The sequence below is a fragment of the Burkholderia sp. AU4i genome, assembly GCF_000466765.1.
Lineage (GTDB): Bacteria > Pseudomonadota > Gammaproteobacteria > Burkholderiales > Burkholderiaceae > Burkholderia > Burkholderia cepacia.
This window is the reverse complement of the sequence record NZ_ASSI01000029.1, coordinates 18,446-35,480: the sequence shown is the minus strand read 5'-3', so window position 1 is coordinate 35,480 and position 17,035 is coordinate 18,446. Positions and strand designations below refer to the sequence as shown.

Annotated in this window: 16 protein-coding genes; 9 read left to right on the top strand and 7 right to left on the bottom strand. The window is 68.3% G+C overall.

The window, feature by feature from the left end; all coding sequences use genetic code 11:
• Positions 1-13: 13 nt before the first annotated feature.
• The 4 genes from L810_RS04365 to fahA are packed head-to-tail and all read left to right on the top strand — an operon-like array spanning position 14 to position 4,253.
• Positions 14-244, top strand: a complete 231-nt coding sequence (locus L810_RS04365; protein ID WP_021157152.1) for a DUF2783 domain-containing protein — start codon at positions 14-16, stop codon at positions 242-244.
• Positions 241-1,602, top strand: coding sequence for an MFS transporter (locus tag L810_RS04360; RefSeq protein ID WP_021157151.1), 1,362 nt, complete (start codon positions 241-243; stop codon positions 1,600-1,602). The genes L810_RS04365 and L810_RS04360 overlap by 4 nt, the downstream gene beginning before the upstream one ends.
• Before the next feature lie 15 nt (positions 1,603-1,617).
• The gene (hmgA, locus tag L810_RS04355; RefSeq protein WP_021157150.1) at positions 1,618-2,952 is read left to right on the top strand and encodes a homogentisate 1,2-dioxygenase; all 1,335 of its coding nucleotides are present in this window, start codon (positions 1,618-1,620) and stop codon (positions 2,950-2,952) included.
• Positions 2,949-4,253 (top strand): fumarylacetoacetase, encoded by a 1,305-nt coding sequence (gene fahA / locus L810_RS04350; RefSeq protein ID WP_021157149.1) that lies wholly within the window; start codon positions 2,949-2,951, stop codon positions 4,251-4,253. The genes hmgA and fahA overlap by 4 nt, the downstream gene beginning before the upstream one ends.
• A 192-nt stretch (positions 4,254-4,445) precedes the next feature.
• Here fahA and L810_RS04345 read toward each other — a convergent pair whose 3' ends face one another.
• The 5 genes from L810_RS04345 to L810_RS04325 all read right to left on the bottom strand — a co-directional run bounded on the left by L810_RS04345 (position 4,446) and on the right by L810_RS04325 (position 10,094).
• A complete protein-coding gene (locus L810_RS04345; RefSeq protein ID WP_021157148.1) occupies positions 4,446-5,606 on the bottom strand; it encodes an MFS transporter in 1,161 nt (386 codons plus the stop codon).
• A gap of 99 nt (positions 5,607-5,705) precedes the next feature.
• Positions 5,706-6,875, bottom strand: coding sequence for an MFS transporter (locus tag L810_RS04340; protein ID WP_021157147.1), 1,170 nt, complete (start codon positions 6,873-6,875; stop codon positions 5,706-5,708).
• Positions 6,876-7,113: 238 nt separating this feature from the next.
• Positions 7,114-7,902 (bottom strand): 5,6-dimethylbenzimidazole synthase, encoded by a 789-nt coding sequence (gene bluB, locus L810_RS04335; RefSeq protein WP_021157146.1) that lies wholly within the window; start codon positions 7,900-7,902, stop codon positions 7,114-7,116.
• A gap of 179 nt (positions 7,903-8,081) precedes the next feature.
• The gene (locus tag L810_RS04330) at positions 8,082-9,080 is read right to left on the bottom strand and encodes a 2-hydroxyacid dehydrogenase (RefSeq protein ID WP_021157145.1); all 999 of its coding nucleotides are present in this window, start codon (positions 9,078-9,080) and stop codon (positions 8,082-8,084) included.
• A gap of 30 nt (positions 9,081-9,110) precedes the next feature.
• On the bottom strand, positions 9,111-10,094 hold the full coding sequence (locus tag L810_RS04325; protein WP_021157144.1) for a LysR family transcriptional regulator: 984 nt from the start codon (positions 10,092-10,094) through the stop codon (positions 9,111-9,113).
• Between the two features lie 36 nt (positions 10,095-10,130).
• Between L810_RS04325 and L810_RS46880 the strand changes: the two genes are divergently transcribed.
• Both L810_RS46880 and L810_RS04320 read left to right on the top strand, forming a co-directional pair.
• Positions 10,131-10,784: a hypothetical protein gene (locus tag L810_RS46880; RefSeq protein ID WP_155836113.1), complete on the top strand. Its 654-nt coding sequence runs from the start codon at positions 10,131-10,133 to the stop codon at positions 10,782-10,784.
• Between the two features lie 65 nt (positions 10,785-10,849).
• Positions 10,850-12,061, top strand: coding sequence for a pyridoxal-phosphate-dependent aminotransferase family protein (locus L810_RS04320; protein WP_042973165.1), 1,212 nt, complete (start codon positions 10,850-10,852; stop codon positions 12,059-12,061).
• An 18-nt stretch (positions 12,062-12,079) separates the two neighbouring features.
• On the opposite strand, the gene L810_RS04315 is transcribed toward L810_RS04320, so the two are convergent.
• Entirely contained in the window at positions 12,080-13,015 is a 936-nt protein-coding gene (locus L810_RS04315; RefSeq protein ID WP_021157141.1) for an AraC family transcriptional regulator, read from the bottom strand.
• A 137-nt stretch (positions 13,016-13,152) separates the two neighbouring features.
• On the opposite strand from L810_RS04315, the gene L810_RS04310 reads away from it, so the two are divergent.
• The 3 genes from L810_RS04310 to L810_RS04300 all read left to right on the top strand — a co-directional run bounded on the left by L810_RS04310 (position 13,153) and on the right by L810_RS04300 (position 15,434).
• Positions 13,153-14,043: a DMT family transporter gene (locus L810_RS04310; protein WP_021157140.1), complete on the top strand. Its 891-nt coding sequence runs from the start codon at positions 13,153-13,155 to the stop codon at positions 14,041-14,043.
• 113 nt (positions 14,044-14,156) lie between these two features.
• Positions 14,157-14,828, top strand: a complete 672-nt coding sequence (locus tag L810_RS04305; protein ID WP_021157139.1) for a hypothetical protein — start codon at positions 14,157-14,159, stop codon at positions 14,826-14,828.
• A 9-nt stretch (positions 14,829-14,837) separates the two neighbouring features.
• Positions 14,838-15,434, top strand: a complete 597-nt coding sequence (locus tag L810_RS04300) for an RES family NAD+ phosphorylase (protein ID WP_021157138.1) — start codon at positions 14,838-14,840, stop codon at positions 15,432-15,434.
• Between the two features lie 95 nt (positions 15,435-15,529).
• Here the strand turns inward: L810_RS04300 and L810_RS04295 are convergent, their stop codons facing one another.
• Positions 15,530-16,744 (bottom strand): MFS transporter, encoded by a 1,215-nt coding sequence (locus tag L810_RS04295; RefSeq protein WP_021157137.1) that lies wholly within the window; start codon positions 16,742-16,744, stop codon positions 15,530-15,532.
• Positions 16,745-17,035: the final 291 nt, after the last annotated feature.

Genomic DNA, 17,035 nt, shown 5'->3' with positions numbered 1-17,035 from the left:
CGGAGACTCCGTCATGCCCTCACTCGACACCCGCCCGCGCCTGGCTGACCCGGACGCGTTCTACGAAGCGCTGATCGACATGCATCGCGACCTGTCCGACGCCGACAGCCAGCTCGTCAACGCGAAGCTGATCCTGCTGCTCGCGAACCAGATCGGCGACGCCGACGTGTTGCGCGAAGCGATGGCGCTCGCGCGCCAGGGCGTGACGCCGCCCGTGCATCCGGCCGCCGAGGTCGCGCAATGAGCGCGGCGCCGGCCGACGCGCGCGTGCTCGAAGTCGAGCACGTGATCGACGAAACCCATCGCCCGGGTTTTCACTGGATGCTGCTCGTGCTGTGCGGGCTGTGCCTCGTGATCGACGGGTTCGATGCGCAGGCGATGGGCTACGTCGCCCCGAGCGTGATTGCCGAATGGGGCGTGCCGAAACAGGCGCTCGGGCCGGTGTTCAGCGCGAGCCTGTTCGGGATGCTGCTCGGCGCGCTCGGGCTGTCGGTGCTGGCCGACCGGATCGGGCGGCGCCCGGTGCTGATCGGCTCGACGCTGTTCTTCGCGGTGACGATGCTCGCGACGCCGTTCGCGGGTTCGATCCCGGTGCTGATGGCGCTGCGCTTCGTCACGGGCCTCGGCCTCGGCTGCATCATGCCGAACGCGATGGCGCTGGTCGGCGAGTTCAGCCCGGCCGCGCATCGTGTGAAGCGGATGATGATCGTATCGTGCGGCTTCACGCTCGGCGCGGCGCTCGGCGGCTTCATCAGCGCCGCGCTGATTCCGGCGCTCGGCTGGCGCTCGGTGTTCTTCGTCGGCGGCGCGGTGCCGCTCGTGCTCACGATTGCGATGGCCGCGCGGCTGCCCGAATCGCTGCAGTTCCTGGTGCTGAAAGGGCGCGTCGCGCAGGCGCGCGACTGGCTCGCGGGTTTCGCGCCGCAGGCCGGCATCGATGCGAACACGCGGCTCGTCGTGCGCGAGCGGGCCGCGACCGGCGCGCCGGTCGCCGAGCTGTTCAGCCATGGCCGCCTGCCGGTCACGCTGCTGCTGTGGGCGATCAGCTTCATGAACCTGATCGACCTGTATTTCCTGTCGAACTGGCTGCCGACGGTGATGCGCGATGCCGGTTATTCGCCGGGTACGGCCGTGATCGTCGGCACGGTGCTGCAGACGGGCGGCGTGATCGGCACGCTGTCGCTCGGCTGGTTCATCGAACGCTACGGCTTCGTGCGCGTGCTGTTCGCCTGCTTTGCGTGCGCCGCGGTGTCGGTCGGGCTGATCGGCTCGGTCGCGCATGCGCTGCCGTGGCTGCTGGTGGTCGTGTTCGCGGGCGGGTTCTGCGTGGTCGGCGGGCAGCCGGCCGTGAACGCGCTCGCGGGCCAGTATTACCCGACGTCGCTGCGCTCGACGGGCATCGGCTGGAGCCTCGGCATCGGCCGGATCGGCTCGGTGCTCGGGCCGCTCGTCGGCGGGCAACTGATTGCGCTCAACTGGTCGAACGGCGCGCTGTTCCACGCGGCCGCGGTGCCCGTGCTGTGCTCGGCGCTGTTCGTCCTCGGGCTTGCGGGCGTAACGCGGCGCAACGGCGTGCAGGCGCCGACCGCCGCCACGAATTGAGGGAGAAAGGAAACGATGACGCTTGACCTGTCGAAACCGGCAAATGCCGGCTACCTGAGCGGTTTCGCGAACGAATTCGCGACCGAGGCACTGCCCGGCGCGCTGCCGCACGGCCGCAACTCGCCGCAGCGCGCGCCGTACGGGCTGTATGCGGAGCAACTGTCGGGCACCGCGTTTACCGCGCCGCGTGGCCACAACCGCCGCTCGTGGCTGTACCGCATTCGCCCGGCGGCCGTGCATCGGCCGTTCGAGCCGTACGCGGGCCCGCAGCGGCTCGTGTCGGAGTTCGGCGACTCGGCCGACGTGCCGCCGACGCCGCCGAACCAGCTGCGCTGGGACCCGCTGCCGATGCCGGTCGAGCCGACCGATTTCGTCGAAGGGCTGGTGACGATGGCCGGCAACGGGTCGGCCGCCGCGATGAACGGTTGCGCGATCCACCTGTACGCGGCGAACCGCTCGATGCAGGACCGCTTTTTCTACAGCGCCGACGGCGAACTGCTGATCGTGCCGCAGCAGGGGCGCCTGTTCATCGCGACGGAATTCGGCCGGCTCGACGTCGAGCCGTTCGAGATCGCGGTGATCCCGCGCGGCGTGCGTTTCTCCGTCGCGCTGCCGGACGGCGATGCGCGCGGCTATATCTGCGAAAACTTCGGCGCGCTGCTGCGTCTGCCGGACCTCGGCCCGATCGGCTCGAACGGTCTCGCGAACCCGCGCGACTTCGTGACGCCGCAGGCCGCTTACGAAGACCGCGAAGGCGCGTTCGAGCTGATCGCGAAGCTGAACGGCCGGCTGTGGCGCGCGGACATCGGCCATTCGCCGCTCGACGTCGTTGCGTGGCACGGCAACTACGCGCCGTACAAATACGACCTGCGCCTGTTCAACACGATCGGCTCGATCAGCTACGACCATCCCGATCCGTCGATCTTTCTGGTGCTGCAGTCGCAGAGCGACACGCCGGGCGTCGACACGATCGACTTCGTGATCTTCCCGCCGCGCTGGCTCGCGGCCGAGGATACGTTCCGCCCGCCCTGGTTCCACCGCAACGTCGCGAGCGAGTTCATGGGGCTCGTGCACGGCGCGTACGACGCGAAGGCCGAAGGCTTCGTGCCGGGCGGCGCGAGCCTGCACAACTGCATGTCGGGCCACGGGCCCGACGCGGACACGTTCGAGAAGGCGTCCGCGAGCGATACGAGCAAGCCGCACAAGGTCGACGCGACGATGGCGTTCATGTTCGAAACCCGCACGCTGATCCGGCCGACGCGCTACGCGCTCGACACCGCGCAGCTGCAGGCCGACTACTTCGAATGCTGGCAAGGCATCAGGAAACACTTCAACCCGGAGCAACGATGAGCGATACCCAAGACTGGCGCGCGACGCTCGACCCGGCCCGCAAGAGCTGGGTCGAGACGGCGAACGATCCCGCCTGCGATTTCCCGATCCAGAACCTGCCGTTCGGGATCTTCAGCGATGCGAAGCAACCGGCGCGCCGCGCGGGCGTCGCGCTCGGCGACCAGATCGTCGATCTGGCGGCGCTCGTGCGTGCGGGCCTCGTGACGCTGCCGACCGATGCCGATGCGTTCGCCGCGCCGACGCTCAACGCGTTCATCGCGCTCGGCCGCGACGCGTGGCGCAGCGTGCGTGTGCAACTGTCGGCGCTGTTCTCGAACGACAACGCGACACTGCGCGACGACGCGGCGCTGCGCGCGCAGGTGCTCGTCGCGCAGCGCGACGCGGTGCTGCATCTGCCGGTCGAGATTCCCGGCTACACCGATTTCTATTCGTCGAAGGAGCATGCGACCAACGTCGGGTCGATGTTCCGCGATCCGAAGAACGCGCTGCTGCCGAACTGGTCGGAGATGCCGATCGGCTACAACGGCCGCGCATCGTCTGTGGTCGTGAGCGGCACGCCGGTGCGGCGGCCGAACGGGCAACTGAAGCTGCCCGACCAGGAGCGCCCGGTGTTCGGCGCGTGCCGCAAGCTCGACATCGAACTGGAGACGGGTTTCATCGTCGGCAAGGGCAACGCGCTCGGCGAGCCGATCGCGTGCGAGGACGCGGAAGCGCACATCTTCGGGATGGTGCTGCTGAACGACTGGAGCGCGCGCGACATCCAGCAGTGGGAATACGTGCCGCTCGGCCCGTTCAACTCGAAGGGCTTCGCGACGACGATCTCGCCGTGGATCGTCACGCTCGACGCGCTCGAACCGTTCCGCGTCGCGCAGCCTGAGCAGTCGCCGCAGCCGCTCGCGTATCTGCGCCATGCGGGCAAGCATGCGTTCGATATCGCGCTGGAAGTGACGCTGCGTGCCGAAGGGGCGGCCGAGGCCACGTCGATTTGCCGCACGAATTTCAGGCACATGTACTGGACGATGGCGCAGCAGCTCGCGCATCACACGGTGGCCGGCTGCAACACGCGCGTGGGCGACCTGATGGGCTCGGGCACGATCAGCGGGCCGACGAAGGATTCGTTCGGCAGCCTGCTCGAACTGACGTGGAACGGCAAGGAGCCGGTCGCGCTGAACGGCGGCGGCAGCCGCACCTTCATCGAGGACGGCGACGAACTCACGCTCGCCGGATGGTGCCAGGGCGACGGCTATCGCGTCGGCTTCGGCACGTGTGCCGGCAAGATCCTCCCCGCGCGGAGCGCCTGACGGGGCGCGGCGCGACACGCAACAGATCGTTCGGAAGGACAGGGCGGCCCGCATTGCGCGGGCCGTTTTCGTTTGGCAGGCCGGGGGCGGCGCGTGTGCGTCCGTGTGGGGCGCCGAGTATGAGCGTTAATGTTTGAGTCTGCGTCTGCGTCTGCGTTTGCGACATCGACATCGACATCGACAGCGCCGATATCAGACCGCGCGCTGCAACGCGGCGCGGCGCTCCCACAGCGCGGCCGCGACGAACGCGGCGACACAGACGACCAGCACGCCGACCAGCGCGTTGCTGCCCAGTTGCTCCATCAACGCGCCGGCGACCAGCGGGCCGCCGAAGCTCGCGGCGCTCCACGACGCCGACACGAGCGAACTCGCGGTGACGAGCGCCGCGCCGCGGAAGCGTTCGCCGCACGCGACGAGCGACAGCGTGTAGATGCTGCCGGCCGCCGCGCCGAGCACGAACAGCAGCGGCCAGCACAGCCACGGGTTCGCGATGACGAGCGGCAGCAGCGGCAGGCCGGCCAGCACGATCCAGCCCGCACCGAGGTGCACGCGTTCGCGGCCGAGCTTGTCCGCGAGCCAGCCGATCGGGAACTGCATCGCGGTATCGCCGAACAGCATGATCGACGCGAGCAGTACGGCCGTGGCGCTCGCGACGCCGTGATCCATCGCGTAGAGCGGCAGCAGCGACAGCGCGAGCGTATCGAACAGCGCGAAGAAACCGGTGCCGATGATCAGCGCGGGCATGCGCGGCAGCACGTCGAGCCAGCGGCCGTGCGCTTCGTGATGCGCGTCGTCGCCGGCGAGCGGCGCGCGCCGGATCGTCGCGAGCGTCGGCAGTGCGAGCAGGAACAGCGCGCCGCACAGCGCGAAGCGGATGCTCGTCGCACCGGCGATCTGGCTCACGAGCACGGGGCCCGCCATCTGGAACAGCGTGAAATTGGTCGCGTAGATCGCGACGACACGGCCGCGCGTCGAATCGTCGGCGAGCTGGTTGACCCACGCCTCGCCGATCGTGAACAGCAGCATCAGCGCGGCGCCGCACAGCACGCGCAGCGCGCCCCACAGGATCAGGTTCGACGTGAACTGCATCAGCGCCGTGGCTGCCGCGAGCAGCACGACCGATACTACGATCGCGCGGCGCGAGCCGATGTGGCGTGCGAGCGCGGTGACGAACGGGACGATCGCGAGGCCGCCGAGGGCCTGCGCGGCGGTCAGCATGCCGACGACGTTGGTGCCGTGCCCGGCCTCGGTCAGCGCGAGTGCGGTGAGCGGCAGTGTGGCGCCGGTGCCGAGGCCGACGACCGCGACGCTCAGGATCAGCGCGAGGAAATCGCGATTCAGAATGGCTTTCATCGGCCGGGATGCTACACCGCGGACCTTGAAAGGTCCATGAAGGCCATCAGGTTCGGATGGTGTTGCTGGCGTTGCGCGCGCAACGAATGCGCGCGGGCGTTACACGTATTCGGTCGGCACGGTCACCGGGCGGCGTTCGAGCGACGCCGACCACAGCGTGAGCGCCAGCGCGGCGACGGCCATCGCGACGCCGACCCACGGCAGGCTCACGAGCGACACGCCGGAGCCGATCGCCATCCCGCCGAGCCACGCGCCCGTCGCGTTACCGAGGTTGAACGCGCCCTGGTTCAGCGTCGATGCGAGGTTCGGCGCATCGCTTGCGCGGTCGACGATCAGGATCTGCAGCGGCGGCACGATCGCGAACGCGAGGATGCCCCACACGAAGATCGTCGCGAGCGCGGCGAACGGCAGGTGCATCGTGCCCGCGAACAGCGCGAGGACCACGCCGATCAGCGCGAGCGTCGCGATCAGCGACGGCATCCGGCGCCAGTCGGCGAGCTTGCCGCCGAGCGTGCCGCCCACCGTCAGCCCGAGGCCGAACAGCAGCAGCACGTAGGTGACCTGGCGCGGGGAGAAGCCCGTCACGTCCTCGAGGATCGGCGTGATGTAGGTGAACACGCTGAACAGGCTTGCCGACGCGAGCACGCTGATGCCGAGCACCATCAGAACCTGCGGATGCTTCAGCACGCTGAATTCGCGCGTGATGCTGGTGTCGGGCATCGCGAGATTCCTTGGCAGGCAGACGGCGAGCGCGGCGGCTGCGGCGATGCCGATGCCGGTGACGGCCCAGAACGTCGCGCGCCAGCCGAATGCCTGGCCGAGCGCGGTGCCGAGCGGCACGCCGAGCACGTTCGCGAGCGTGAGGCCGGTGAACATCAGGGCGATCGCCTGTGCGCGGCGGTTCGGCGCGACGAGGTTGCTCGCGACCACCGAGCCGATCCCGAAGAACGCGCCGTGGCAGAACGCGGTGACGACGCGCGCGGCCATCAGCACCGCGTAGCCCGGTGCGATCGCGCAGAACAGGTTGCCCGCGATGAACAATCCGATCAGGCCCATCAGCGCGCGCTTGCGCGGCATCTTCGCGGTGACGATCGCGAGGATCGGCGCACCGATCGTCACGCCGAGCGCGTAACCCGACACGAGCATCCCGGCGGCCGGGATCGACACGCCGAGATCGCGCGCGACGTTGGGCAGCAGCCCCATGATCACGAATTCGGTGGTACCGATTCCAAATGCGGCGACGGCGAGGGCGAAAAGAGGTAAGGGCATCGCGGTGGGCTCGGGAAAAGCCGCCGCTCGGGCTGGCGCAGGATGCGCGGGACGGGCGGGCGGGAAGGCGAACGACAGCCGCGATTCTACTTCAGTGAAAACCCCTATGCTTGGGGCCAAAACGGATGTTGCCGGCGTGCGACGAGGCTGCGCGCGTGAAGCTCACAGTGTGGGATTCGATGGGGTTTTCTGGGGTGAATGTGCCGGTGCCGGCGCGATGCCGGCGACCGCGTACACGTCAGGCGATGCGTTCGGGGGAGCCGTCGACGCTCGTGGTCGGCTCGCCCGGGGTGCTTGCGGAGCCGGAGGCCGTGCCGGTGCCCGCTGTCGCGTCCACGCACGACGAAGGCGTCGAACGCGTCGAAGGCGTGCCGGCGACATCGATCGGGGCCGGATCGTCCCAGCCGTTTTCGAACAGGCACGCTTCGATCGGCATCCGTGCGGCCCAACGCTCCTGCTCGAGCATCGGCTTCGCATAGAACGCGTCGACGTGCCCGACGCACAGCACGGCGATCGGCTTCGCGCCGTCGGGCATGCGCAGCAGCGCGCGCAGCGCGTCGACGTCGAACAGCGAGACCCAGCCCATCCCGAGCCCTTCGGCGCGGGCCGCGAGCCACATGTTCTGGATCGCGCACGCGGCGGATGCGAGATCCATTTCCGGCAGCGTGCGGCGGCCGAACACGTGGCGCTCGCGGCCGTCGGCGAGCGCGACGACCAGCAGCTCGCCGCATTCGCGCACGCCTTCGACTTTCAGCCGCATGAATTCGTCCTGGCGCTCGCCGAGTGCGTCGGCGGTCGCGCGGCGCTCGGCCTCGACCAGCGCGTGGATCGCGGTGCGCAGCGCGGGATCGGTGATGCGGATGAAGCGCCACGGCTGCATGAAGCCGACGCTCGGCGCGTGATGCGCCGCGCGCAGCAGGCGCGCGAGCACGGCGGGATCGACGGGCGCCGGCGTAAAGTGGCGCATGTCGCGCCGTTCGAAAATGGCGCGGTAGACGGCGGCGATGTCGGAATCGTCGAAACGCATGAGCGGGAGGGGCGGGATAACGTCGGCGCAACGATAGCAGACGGCGCACCGGAATCGTTACATCAGTCGAAACAAAGCACGAAATTGTTGATGAAACGCGCTTCGTTTGCAGCGATGGCCACAAGCAAACGATTGCGGTGGCGCCGGCAACGGTCAAATGAGCCGTTTTAATCGGTTTGTCAGCGATTCGCGGTCACGACGTTCTGCGGCGTGCCCGCATGCCAGGCCTCGATGTTCAGCAGCGTCGTGTGCGCGATCTCGGCCAGCGCTTCGCGCGTGAAGAACGCCTGGTGGGACGTGACGATCACGTTGGGGAACGTCAGCAGGCGGGCGAGCACGTCGTCCTGCAGCGGCAGGTCGGAGTGATCCTCGAAGAAGAGCCCGCTTTCCTCTTCGTACACGTCGAGCCCGAGATGGCCGAGCTGGCCGCTCTTGAGCGCATCGACCAGCGCCTGCGCATCGACGAGGCCGCCGCGCCCGGTGTTGATCAGCATCGCGCCATGCTTCATCCGCGCGAGCGTCCGTTCGTTGATCAGGTGGTGCGTCGACGGCAGCAGCGGGCAGTGCAGGCTGACGATGTCGGCGTGGTGCAGCAGTTCGTCGAGCTCGACATAACGCGCGCCGAACGCGATCAGTTCGTCGTTGTACGGCGGCACCGAGTGCGCGAGCACATGCATCCCGAAGCCCATCATGATCTTCGCGAACACGCTGCCGATGATGCCGGTACCGATCACGCCGACGGTCTTGCCGTGCAAGTCGAAGCCGAGCAGGCCGTTCAGCGAGAAGTCGCCTTCGCGGGTGCGCGCGACCGCGCGCGGCAGGCGGCGGTTGAGCGCGAGGATCAGCGCGACCGCGTGCTCGGCCACCGCGTGCGGCGAATAGGCGGGCACGCGCACGACCGTGATGCCGAGCCGCTCGGCGGCGGCCAGGTCGACATGGTTGAAGCCCGCCGAGCGCAGCGCGATCAGGCGCGTGCCGCCGTCGGCCAGCCGTGCGAGCACGGCCGCGTCGACGGTGTCGTTGACGAACGGGCAGACGACCTCATAACCGTGCGCGAGGATCGCGGTTTCCGCGTCGAGGTGCGACGGCTGGAAGTGCAGCCGATAGCCGAACCGCCGGTTGGCGGCAGCGAACGAATCGTCGTCGTACTGCCGGCTGCTGAACAGGATCACGCGCACGCTGCATCTCCGAAGGCTGACGCGCGCAGTTTACTGCAGGCCCGTGACGATGTCGGAGCGGTCGGGCCCGCGCGGCGGCCGCAGGAAGCCGTAGTCGGTTCGTTCGCGGGCCGGCTGCGCACTGAAGTGATCGAGCGCGTGCTCGACGAAGCTGCGCGTGCGGGCCGGCACGTACTGGCGGTTCGGGTAGACGAGCGACAGTTGCGTGTCGGGATCGTCGATCCGGTAGCCGGCCATCAGCCGCACGAGCGTGCCGCTCGCGAGCGCGCCGGCGACGCACGGCTCGGGCAGCACCGCGATGCCGGCGCCGGCCACGGCCGCCGCCTGGACGAGCGCGAGCTGGTTGACCGTGCAGGTCGGGCGCACCGTGACGGAATGCGCGATGCCGTCGTGGCCGACCAGTTGCCACGCGGGCGCATGCTGGTGCGATGCGAGCGTGACCCAGTCGTGGCCCGGCAGGTCGTCGGGCAAGCGCGGCTCGCCGCGTCGCTCGAGATAGGCCGGTGCCGCGCACGCGACGAACGGGTTCGGCGCGAGCGCGTGGCCGATCAGCGTCGGGTTGCCGTCGAGCCGGTTGCCCGTGACGATGCCGACGTCGTAACCCGAATCGAGCACGTCGAGCGGCCCCTCGGAGACGGTCAGCTGCACGCGCAACTCGGGGTAGCGGTGCCGGAAGCTGCTGACGAGCGGCGTCAGTGCAAGCGGCGACAGCAGGCCCGACGCGACGACGCGCAGCGTGCCGGCCGGTTCGCGCACGGCATGCGCGACGGACGATTCGAGGTGGTCGAATTCCTCGAGCAGCGCACGGCACCCGTCGAGGTAGCGCACGCCGGCCTCGGTAAGCGACAGGTTGCGCGTGGTGCGGTGGATCAGCCGTGTGTTCAGGTGGCCCTCGAGCATCGCGATCGAACGCGTGACGAGTGCATTGGACACGCCGAGATGGTGCGCCGCGCGCCGAAAGCTCTGCTGCTCGGCGACGCAGACGAATACACGCATGGTCTGAATCTGGTTCATGGCTTGCGTATTTCTGGCCCGGTTGATTGATTATGGTTGACGCTTTTCGCCGCGCAACCTCGAAAGCGTATCGCGCGGCACCCAGTTTTCCTTCGTATCGAAAAATCGTTTTTTTCGATTCCGCAGACGATTGTTCAATACAGAAGCGATATCCGTCAACCTGCGAAAAGGGGCGGGTTGCGGAAAATCGAAATAGGGAGTAACGCGTTAAACACGGTGCTGTATCGATGCCGGCCGTTCAAAGGCGGCAGGGTATTAGAGCAAGCGCTGGGTTTCTGGTATTTCATATGTAAATCAATGGGTTGTAGGCAATTCTGGTGCACTTGCTCCGGTATTGAAGGGAAGCGTACCCCAATACATGCAGAGGTAATGGATGTTTTTTGGGGCGGCACGTCGATTTTGCGTGCCGGATTCCATGAGGCGATTTTTAGGGCGGATTCGGTCTATTTTTTTGATGCAGAAGTTGCATTGAACCGGCGGTTTCGACGAATCACGGTGTTATTGACGGAGAAAATCGTGCGCTTGGCGCACGAATGGAACCGTTTCACAACCTCGCCCGCAATCGTTTCTCATTTCGAATGGCTGGCGTGCGGCACGCGCACGGCTGGCTGGCCCGGTCCGGCGACCGGGCCAGCGTTGCGCTGTCCGGCCGTGCGTGCCTCTTGCGCGAGGCGGCGGAACACGGAATGATCGATCAGTTCGCCATGCAGCGCGGCGAGCGTCCGTGCACTTCCTTTCCTCACCTTTTACCCGCCATGTCCATCGATTACTCGCCGATTCCCTGTCCCGTCGTCGTGCCGCTCGACGCGATCCTGCCCGAAGAACCGCTGCTGATGATGGGGGCCGGCCCGGTTCCGATCCCGGCCGCCGTCGCGAAGGCGAACACGATCGTGATCAACCACCTCGGCGCGACGATGGCGAAGATCATTGAGCAGGTGAAGGAGATGGCGCGCTACGTGTTCCAGACCCGCACGAAGTGGGTGCTCGGCGTCGCGGGCCCCGGTTCGGCCGCGATGGAAATGGCGATCTCGAACCTCGCGTGGCGCGGTACCCGCGTGCTGTCGATCCGCAATGGCTTCTTCAGCGCGCGGATGGCCGAGATGGCCACGCGCGTCGGCGCCGACGTCGCGACGCTCGAAGTGGCCGATCGCGCGGTCGCGAGCCTCGACGAGATCGCGGATGCCATCGCGCGCGAGCGGCCCGAGATCGTCACGATCGTGCAGGGCGAGACGTCGAACACCGTGTGGAACCGCGACCTGCGCGACATCGCGGCGCTCGCGAAGGCGGCCGGCGCGCTGGTCGTGGTCGACGCGGTGTGCACGCTGTCGACGATGCCGCTCGAGATGGACGCGTGGGGCATCGACGCGGTGATCACCGGCGGCCAGAAAGGGCTGTCGTCGATTCCCGGCGTATCGCTGATCGCGTTCTCCGACGCCGCGTGGAACCGGATGAAGCAGCGCCCCGAACCGAACGCGCACTGGTGCCTCGACATGGCGCTCGCGGAGAATTTCTGGCACAACGCGGGCTATCACTACACGGCGCCCGTGTCGGGCGTGCTCGCGCTGCACGAAGCGCTGCGGCTCGTCTGCGCGGAGACGCTCGAAAGCCGTTTCGCGCGCCACCTGCGCTGCTCGCTAGCGCTGCAGGCAGGCGTCGAGTCGATGGGGCTCAGGCTCTATGCGCCGAAGGATTGCCGGCTGAACTCGGTCGTCGGGATCGAGACGCCGGAAGGGCTGACGCCGGGGATGATCTGCGGCCACATCTCGAAGCAGTACCAGGTTGAGATCTCGGGCTCGTTCGGGTTGCCGATCGTGCGGATCGGACAGATGGGCGAGCAGTGCCGTGAACACAACCTGTTCCGGACGCTGCATGCGTTCGGTCGCACGATGGTCGACCTGAAGGTGCCGGTCGACCTGCCGGCCGGCGTCGCGGCGCTCGAACAGGAACTGTCGCGGCGCGGCGCGTAAGCGGCGACGGGGCCGCGCTCAGCGGCCCTGCATCGCACGCCGGTAGGTATTCGGCGTCGTACCGTGAGCGTCGCGGAAGCGATGGCTGAAGTGGCCGGCGTTCGCATAGCCGCAGTCGGCCGCGATCTGCGCGAGCGGCAGCGCCGTCGTGCGCAACAGCTCGCGCGCCCGCGCCAGCCGTTGCTCGGCCACCCACGCGTGCGGCGCCCGGCCGAACGACAACCGGAACATCCTCGAAAAGTGGTACTCGGACAGCGCGGCGACGTCGGCGAGTTCACCGAGCGTCAGCGGTTGCGTCAGGTACGTGTCGATGTAGTCGCGCACGCGGCGGCGCACGGCCGGCGCGAGCCCGCCGCGGAACGACGTGTCGGTGCGGGTCGTACTCTGCCCGCGCAGCAGCAGGCTCAGCACCTCGTGTGCGGTCTCGTTCACGCGCAGCCGCTCGTCGGCATCGTCCCAGCCGTCCAGCGCGAGCGAGCGCAGCAGGGCGGCGACGCGCGCATCCTCGAAGTAGGTGCGGTCGGCGAGCTTCAGCTCGCGCGGCTCGCGGTCGAGTTCGCGGATCGCGCGCTGCGTGAAGTGCTCGGGCAGGAAATACAGGTGGATGAAGTGCATCTCGCCGCGCACCCACCAGCGTGATTCGTGGTCGCCGGGCAGCGCGCACAGCAGGCTCGGCGCACCGTAGCGCGGCACGCGCTGGCGTTCCGTCTGGTAGCCGCCGTCGAGGTAGCACGACAGCGTGTGGTGGCCCGGCTGCTCGTAGATCGTCTCGCTTTCGTCGGTGATCCGCGTCCATTCGGCGATCGCGAGATGGTCGCCGAGCCACGCGAAGCGCTCGAGCGTCGCGTTCGCGTCGGCGAGCGTGCGGCAGACCGACTGCAGGCCGAACGGCAGATCGCCGCCGGCCAGGGCGGCGGGGTGGTCGATGGGGGGCGCGGAAAGGGTGAGGCTCATGATGGGCCGAGTATAAGCGGGCGGGCGGCGCCGCGGGCGGCGGCCCGAAAAAGACAGCAATTCCGGACAATCGGCGCGCGTTGGGCGGCGGCATAGTCGGAGTCCCGTTTCACCCGTCTTTTTGGATCGTCGCCGCCATGAACCTGTCGCTTTATTTCGTCACCGTGCTGATCTGGGGCACCACCTGGATCGCGATCAAGTGGCAGCTCGGCTCCGTGCCGCCGCCCGTGTCGATCGCATGGCGCTTCTGGCTCGCGGCCGCCGTGCTGTTCGCGCTGCTGCGCGTGATGCGCCGGCCGGTGCGCCCGCCGCGCGAAGCGTGGCGTTTCCTGCTGGCGCAGGGCTTCGCGCTGTTCTGCCTGAACTTCCTGTGCTTCTACTACGCGGAACAGGTCGTGCCGAGCGGCCTCGTCGCGGTGATCTTCTCGACCGCGCCGCTGTTGAATTCGATCAACGGCCGGCTGTTCATGGGCCGCCCGCTGCGGCCGTCGGCGATCGCCGGCGCGCTGCTCGGCCTGACCGGCATCGCGTGCCTGTTCTGGCAGCAGATGGCCGGCCATCTCGACGACCACGCGACCTGGACGGGGCTCGCGATCGCGCTTGCGGGCACGATGTGCTTCTCGGCCGGCAACCTGCTGTCGAGCCGGATGCAGTCGATGGGGCTGCACCCGCTCGTGACCAACGGCTGGGCGATGCTGATCGGCGCGGCGATCCTGACCGTCGGCAGCGCAGCGGCCGGCTTGCCGTTCACGCTCGACACGAGCCCGCGTTATCTCGGCGCGCTCGTCTACCTGGCCGTGCCGGGCTCGGTGATCGGGTTCACCGCCTATCTGACCCTTGTCGGCCGGATCGGGCCGGAGCGTGCCGCGTACTGCACGGTGCTGTTCCCGATCGTCGCGCTGGCGGTGTCGACGGTGTTCGAGGATTACCAGTGGTCGCCGCTCGCGGTGGTCGGGCTGCTGCTGGTGGTGGCCGGCAACCTGGTTGCGTTCGACCTGACGCGGAGGCTGTTTCCGAGGACGGCGTGACGGATGAGGGGGCTGCCCGATGTCGCCTGCCCGCTCGTCAGTTTGGTTGTCATGGTTGACTTGGTTTCGAATCGAGCCTACTCTCGAGCTTCCGGTCGTGCGAGGAGGTAGCGATGGTCAGGCAGGCTCATGCGCTTGAAGGCGCGGCTGCGGTTCTCGATGTCGAGACCGAGGAGGCGCTGCGCAGCGCCGTCGGCGCCGCGACCATGCTCGGGCCCGATCGGGCCCGGGCGCTGCTCAGGCTGTCGGACGAACAGCTGGGGCACTTGTTCAAGGTCGGCATCGCCCAGGTCATCGATCTGGCCGGCACGATCACGTTCGGCATCGCTGCCGCCGCGACCCGCGACAGGCAACCGTCCGTTCGCAGGAAACCGCCTGCGAGGCCGGCGGCCCGCGCGGATGCCGCGGCCGCCGATTTCGAGCAGCGTGCGCTGGCCGAACGGCGGGCGCTCGTCTCGAAGGGCGCGCTGCTGCCGGCCGCGGAGATCTGGGCAGGGCTCGGCATGACACGGCAGGCGCTCAGCAAGGCGGTCGTGTCGGGGCGCATCTTCGCGGTCGACGTGGGGGCGGCGCAGTACTACCCGGCCTTTTATCTGACGGGCGATATCGATCGCAAGACGCTCGGAAAGGTGACGCAATGCCTCGGTGGGTTGCCGGGGTGGAGCAAATGGCAATTCTTCACGACGCCCAAGGCGTCCCTCGGCAATGTCACGCCGCTGAAGGCGCTGTCGCAGGGGAAGCGTGCCGAGGTCGAGCGTGCCGCGGCGGCGTTCGCGGAACGCTAGGAGGCGCGGTTGACGTTGAGGCCGCCGAGCGAACACTTCGCGAATGCGACGCTGGTTACGCGGACGATTCCGCCGGCGGCGCTGGTGCGCGTTTCCCGGTACGAGACGGGCGAGCCGTACTTCGGCAAGTCGGGCGGCAACCGTTTCGACGACCCGCGCAAGCAGCGCCGGTATGGCACCAGCTATTTCGGTTTCGACCTGCACTGTGCGTTCGCCGAGACGGTGCTGCACGACGAAGTCGCCGATCTCGCCGTTGGCGGCTTTCCGCTCGTGACGACGGAGCTCGAGCGCTTCGTGCTGTCGTTTACCGGCTCGCCGCTGACAGTGGCCGTCCGGCACGGCTTGCCGCTGAAAAACCTTGGCGGCGACGGCGCGCTGTCGACCGTCGTACTGTACGGCATCCCGCAGCAATGGTCGCTCGCCGTGCACGGGCATGGCCGCCGGGTCGACGGTTTTCTGTATATGTCACGCCATCTCAACACGTCGGAAGCGCTCGTGCTTTTCGATCGTGCCGAACCGAAGCTCACGCTCGAGCGCGCCGTGCCGTTCCGGCGCCACGTCGACGCTGCCCGCGTGCTGCGGGACTTCAACATACTGCCGCGTTAAGTCACGTCAAGCCGTGCCTCGCCGGACGCCGACGAATGGCCCCGCGCGGCTTTCGTCGGAAGGAGGGCCCGCGCGATATCCCGCGGCCCGGGCGCTCATGCCGCCGCGCCGCGCCCCGCAACGCGCGCCTGCCGCTGGTACAGCACCATCGACAGTGCGACGCCCGCGGCGGCGGCCACCGCCGCGAACAGGAACACCTGCGGATAACCGAACGCGCCCGCGACATAGCCGGCGAGCGGGCCCGTGATGCCGAGCGACAGGTCGAGGAACACCGAGTACGCGGACAGCGCCGCGCCGCGGCTCGCGGGCGGCACGAGCGCGACGGCCTCGACGCCGAGTGCCGGGAAGATCAGTGCGAAGCCGAAACCCGTCAGCGCGGCGCCGACGAGCGCGACATGCGGCACGGGCGCGAGCCACAGCAGCAGGAGGCCCGAGCATTCGAACGCGAACGACACGATCGCGACGCGGAAGCCGCCGTACGTCTTGATCGTGTTCGCGAACAGCAGGCGCGCACCGATGAACAGCGTGCCGAACACGGTCAGCGACAGTGCGGCGTTCGGCCAGTGGCGCGCCGCGTAGTACAGCGTGACGAAGGTGGCGATCGAGCCGAAGCCGGCCGAGCCGAGCGCGAGGCCGAGGCCGTGCGGCAGCACGCGCGTGAACACGCTCGCATACGACATCCGTTCGCCGTGCACGAGCGGCACGGAATCGATCAGGCGTGCGAGATAGAAGCCGGCCGCGGCGAGCGCGATCACGATCACGCCGATCAGCGCCGGATTCAGCGTATGCGCGATCGCGACGCCGACCGGCGCGCCGAGCGCGAGTGCGCCGTAGGTGGCGATCCCGTTCCACGAGATGACCTTCGCGTTGTGCGTGACGCCGACCCGGCCGATGCCCCACAGGATCGCACCGGTGCCGCACAGGCTCTCGCCGACGCCGAGCACGAGACGGCTCGCGACCAGCAGCACGAGGCTCGCGACTGGCCAGTGCGCGAGCAGCAGCGCGACGAGCAGCAGCACGCCCGACACCCCGCAGCCGACCAGCCCGCGCAGCACCGTCTGCTTCGGCCCGAGCGTATCGGCAAAGCGCCCGGCGAGCGGCCGCGACGCGAGCGTCGCGAAATACTGGACGCTGATCGCGCCGCCCGCGACGATCGCGGAAAAACCGAGGTCGTCATGGACGAAGCCCGGCAGCACCGCGAGCGGCAGGCCGATGGTCAGGTAGCAGATGAACGTGAAGCAGACGACGGACACGATTTGCAGCGTGACCGCGAACCCGCTGCGCGGCGGTGTGGCGGAATCTGTTGACATGGGGTCGGAACGAATGAACGGAACGAGCGGAAGACGGCGAAAAAGGGAATCGGGATTTTCCCATGGAACCGGTTTTCACGCAGGTACCATTTAGTTAGTCGCACCCCGTTTTTGACGATGGCGGACGGTGTTGAAGGCGTCGGGAACGGGGGCGGGGCACCGTGCGGAAAGGGCTGCGGGCGGCCCCGGCGTTCCCCGGCGTTCCCCAGCGTTCATATCGCGGCAGTTATATGGGCCCCATGCGTGATGGGCTATGGGTTGCGAAATTTGATGGTGTTAGCGTGCAAACTG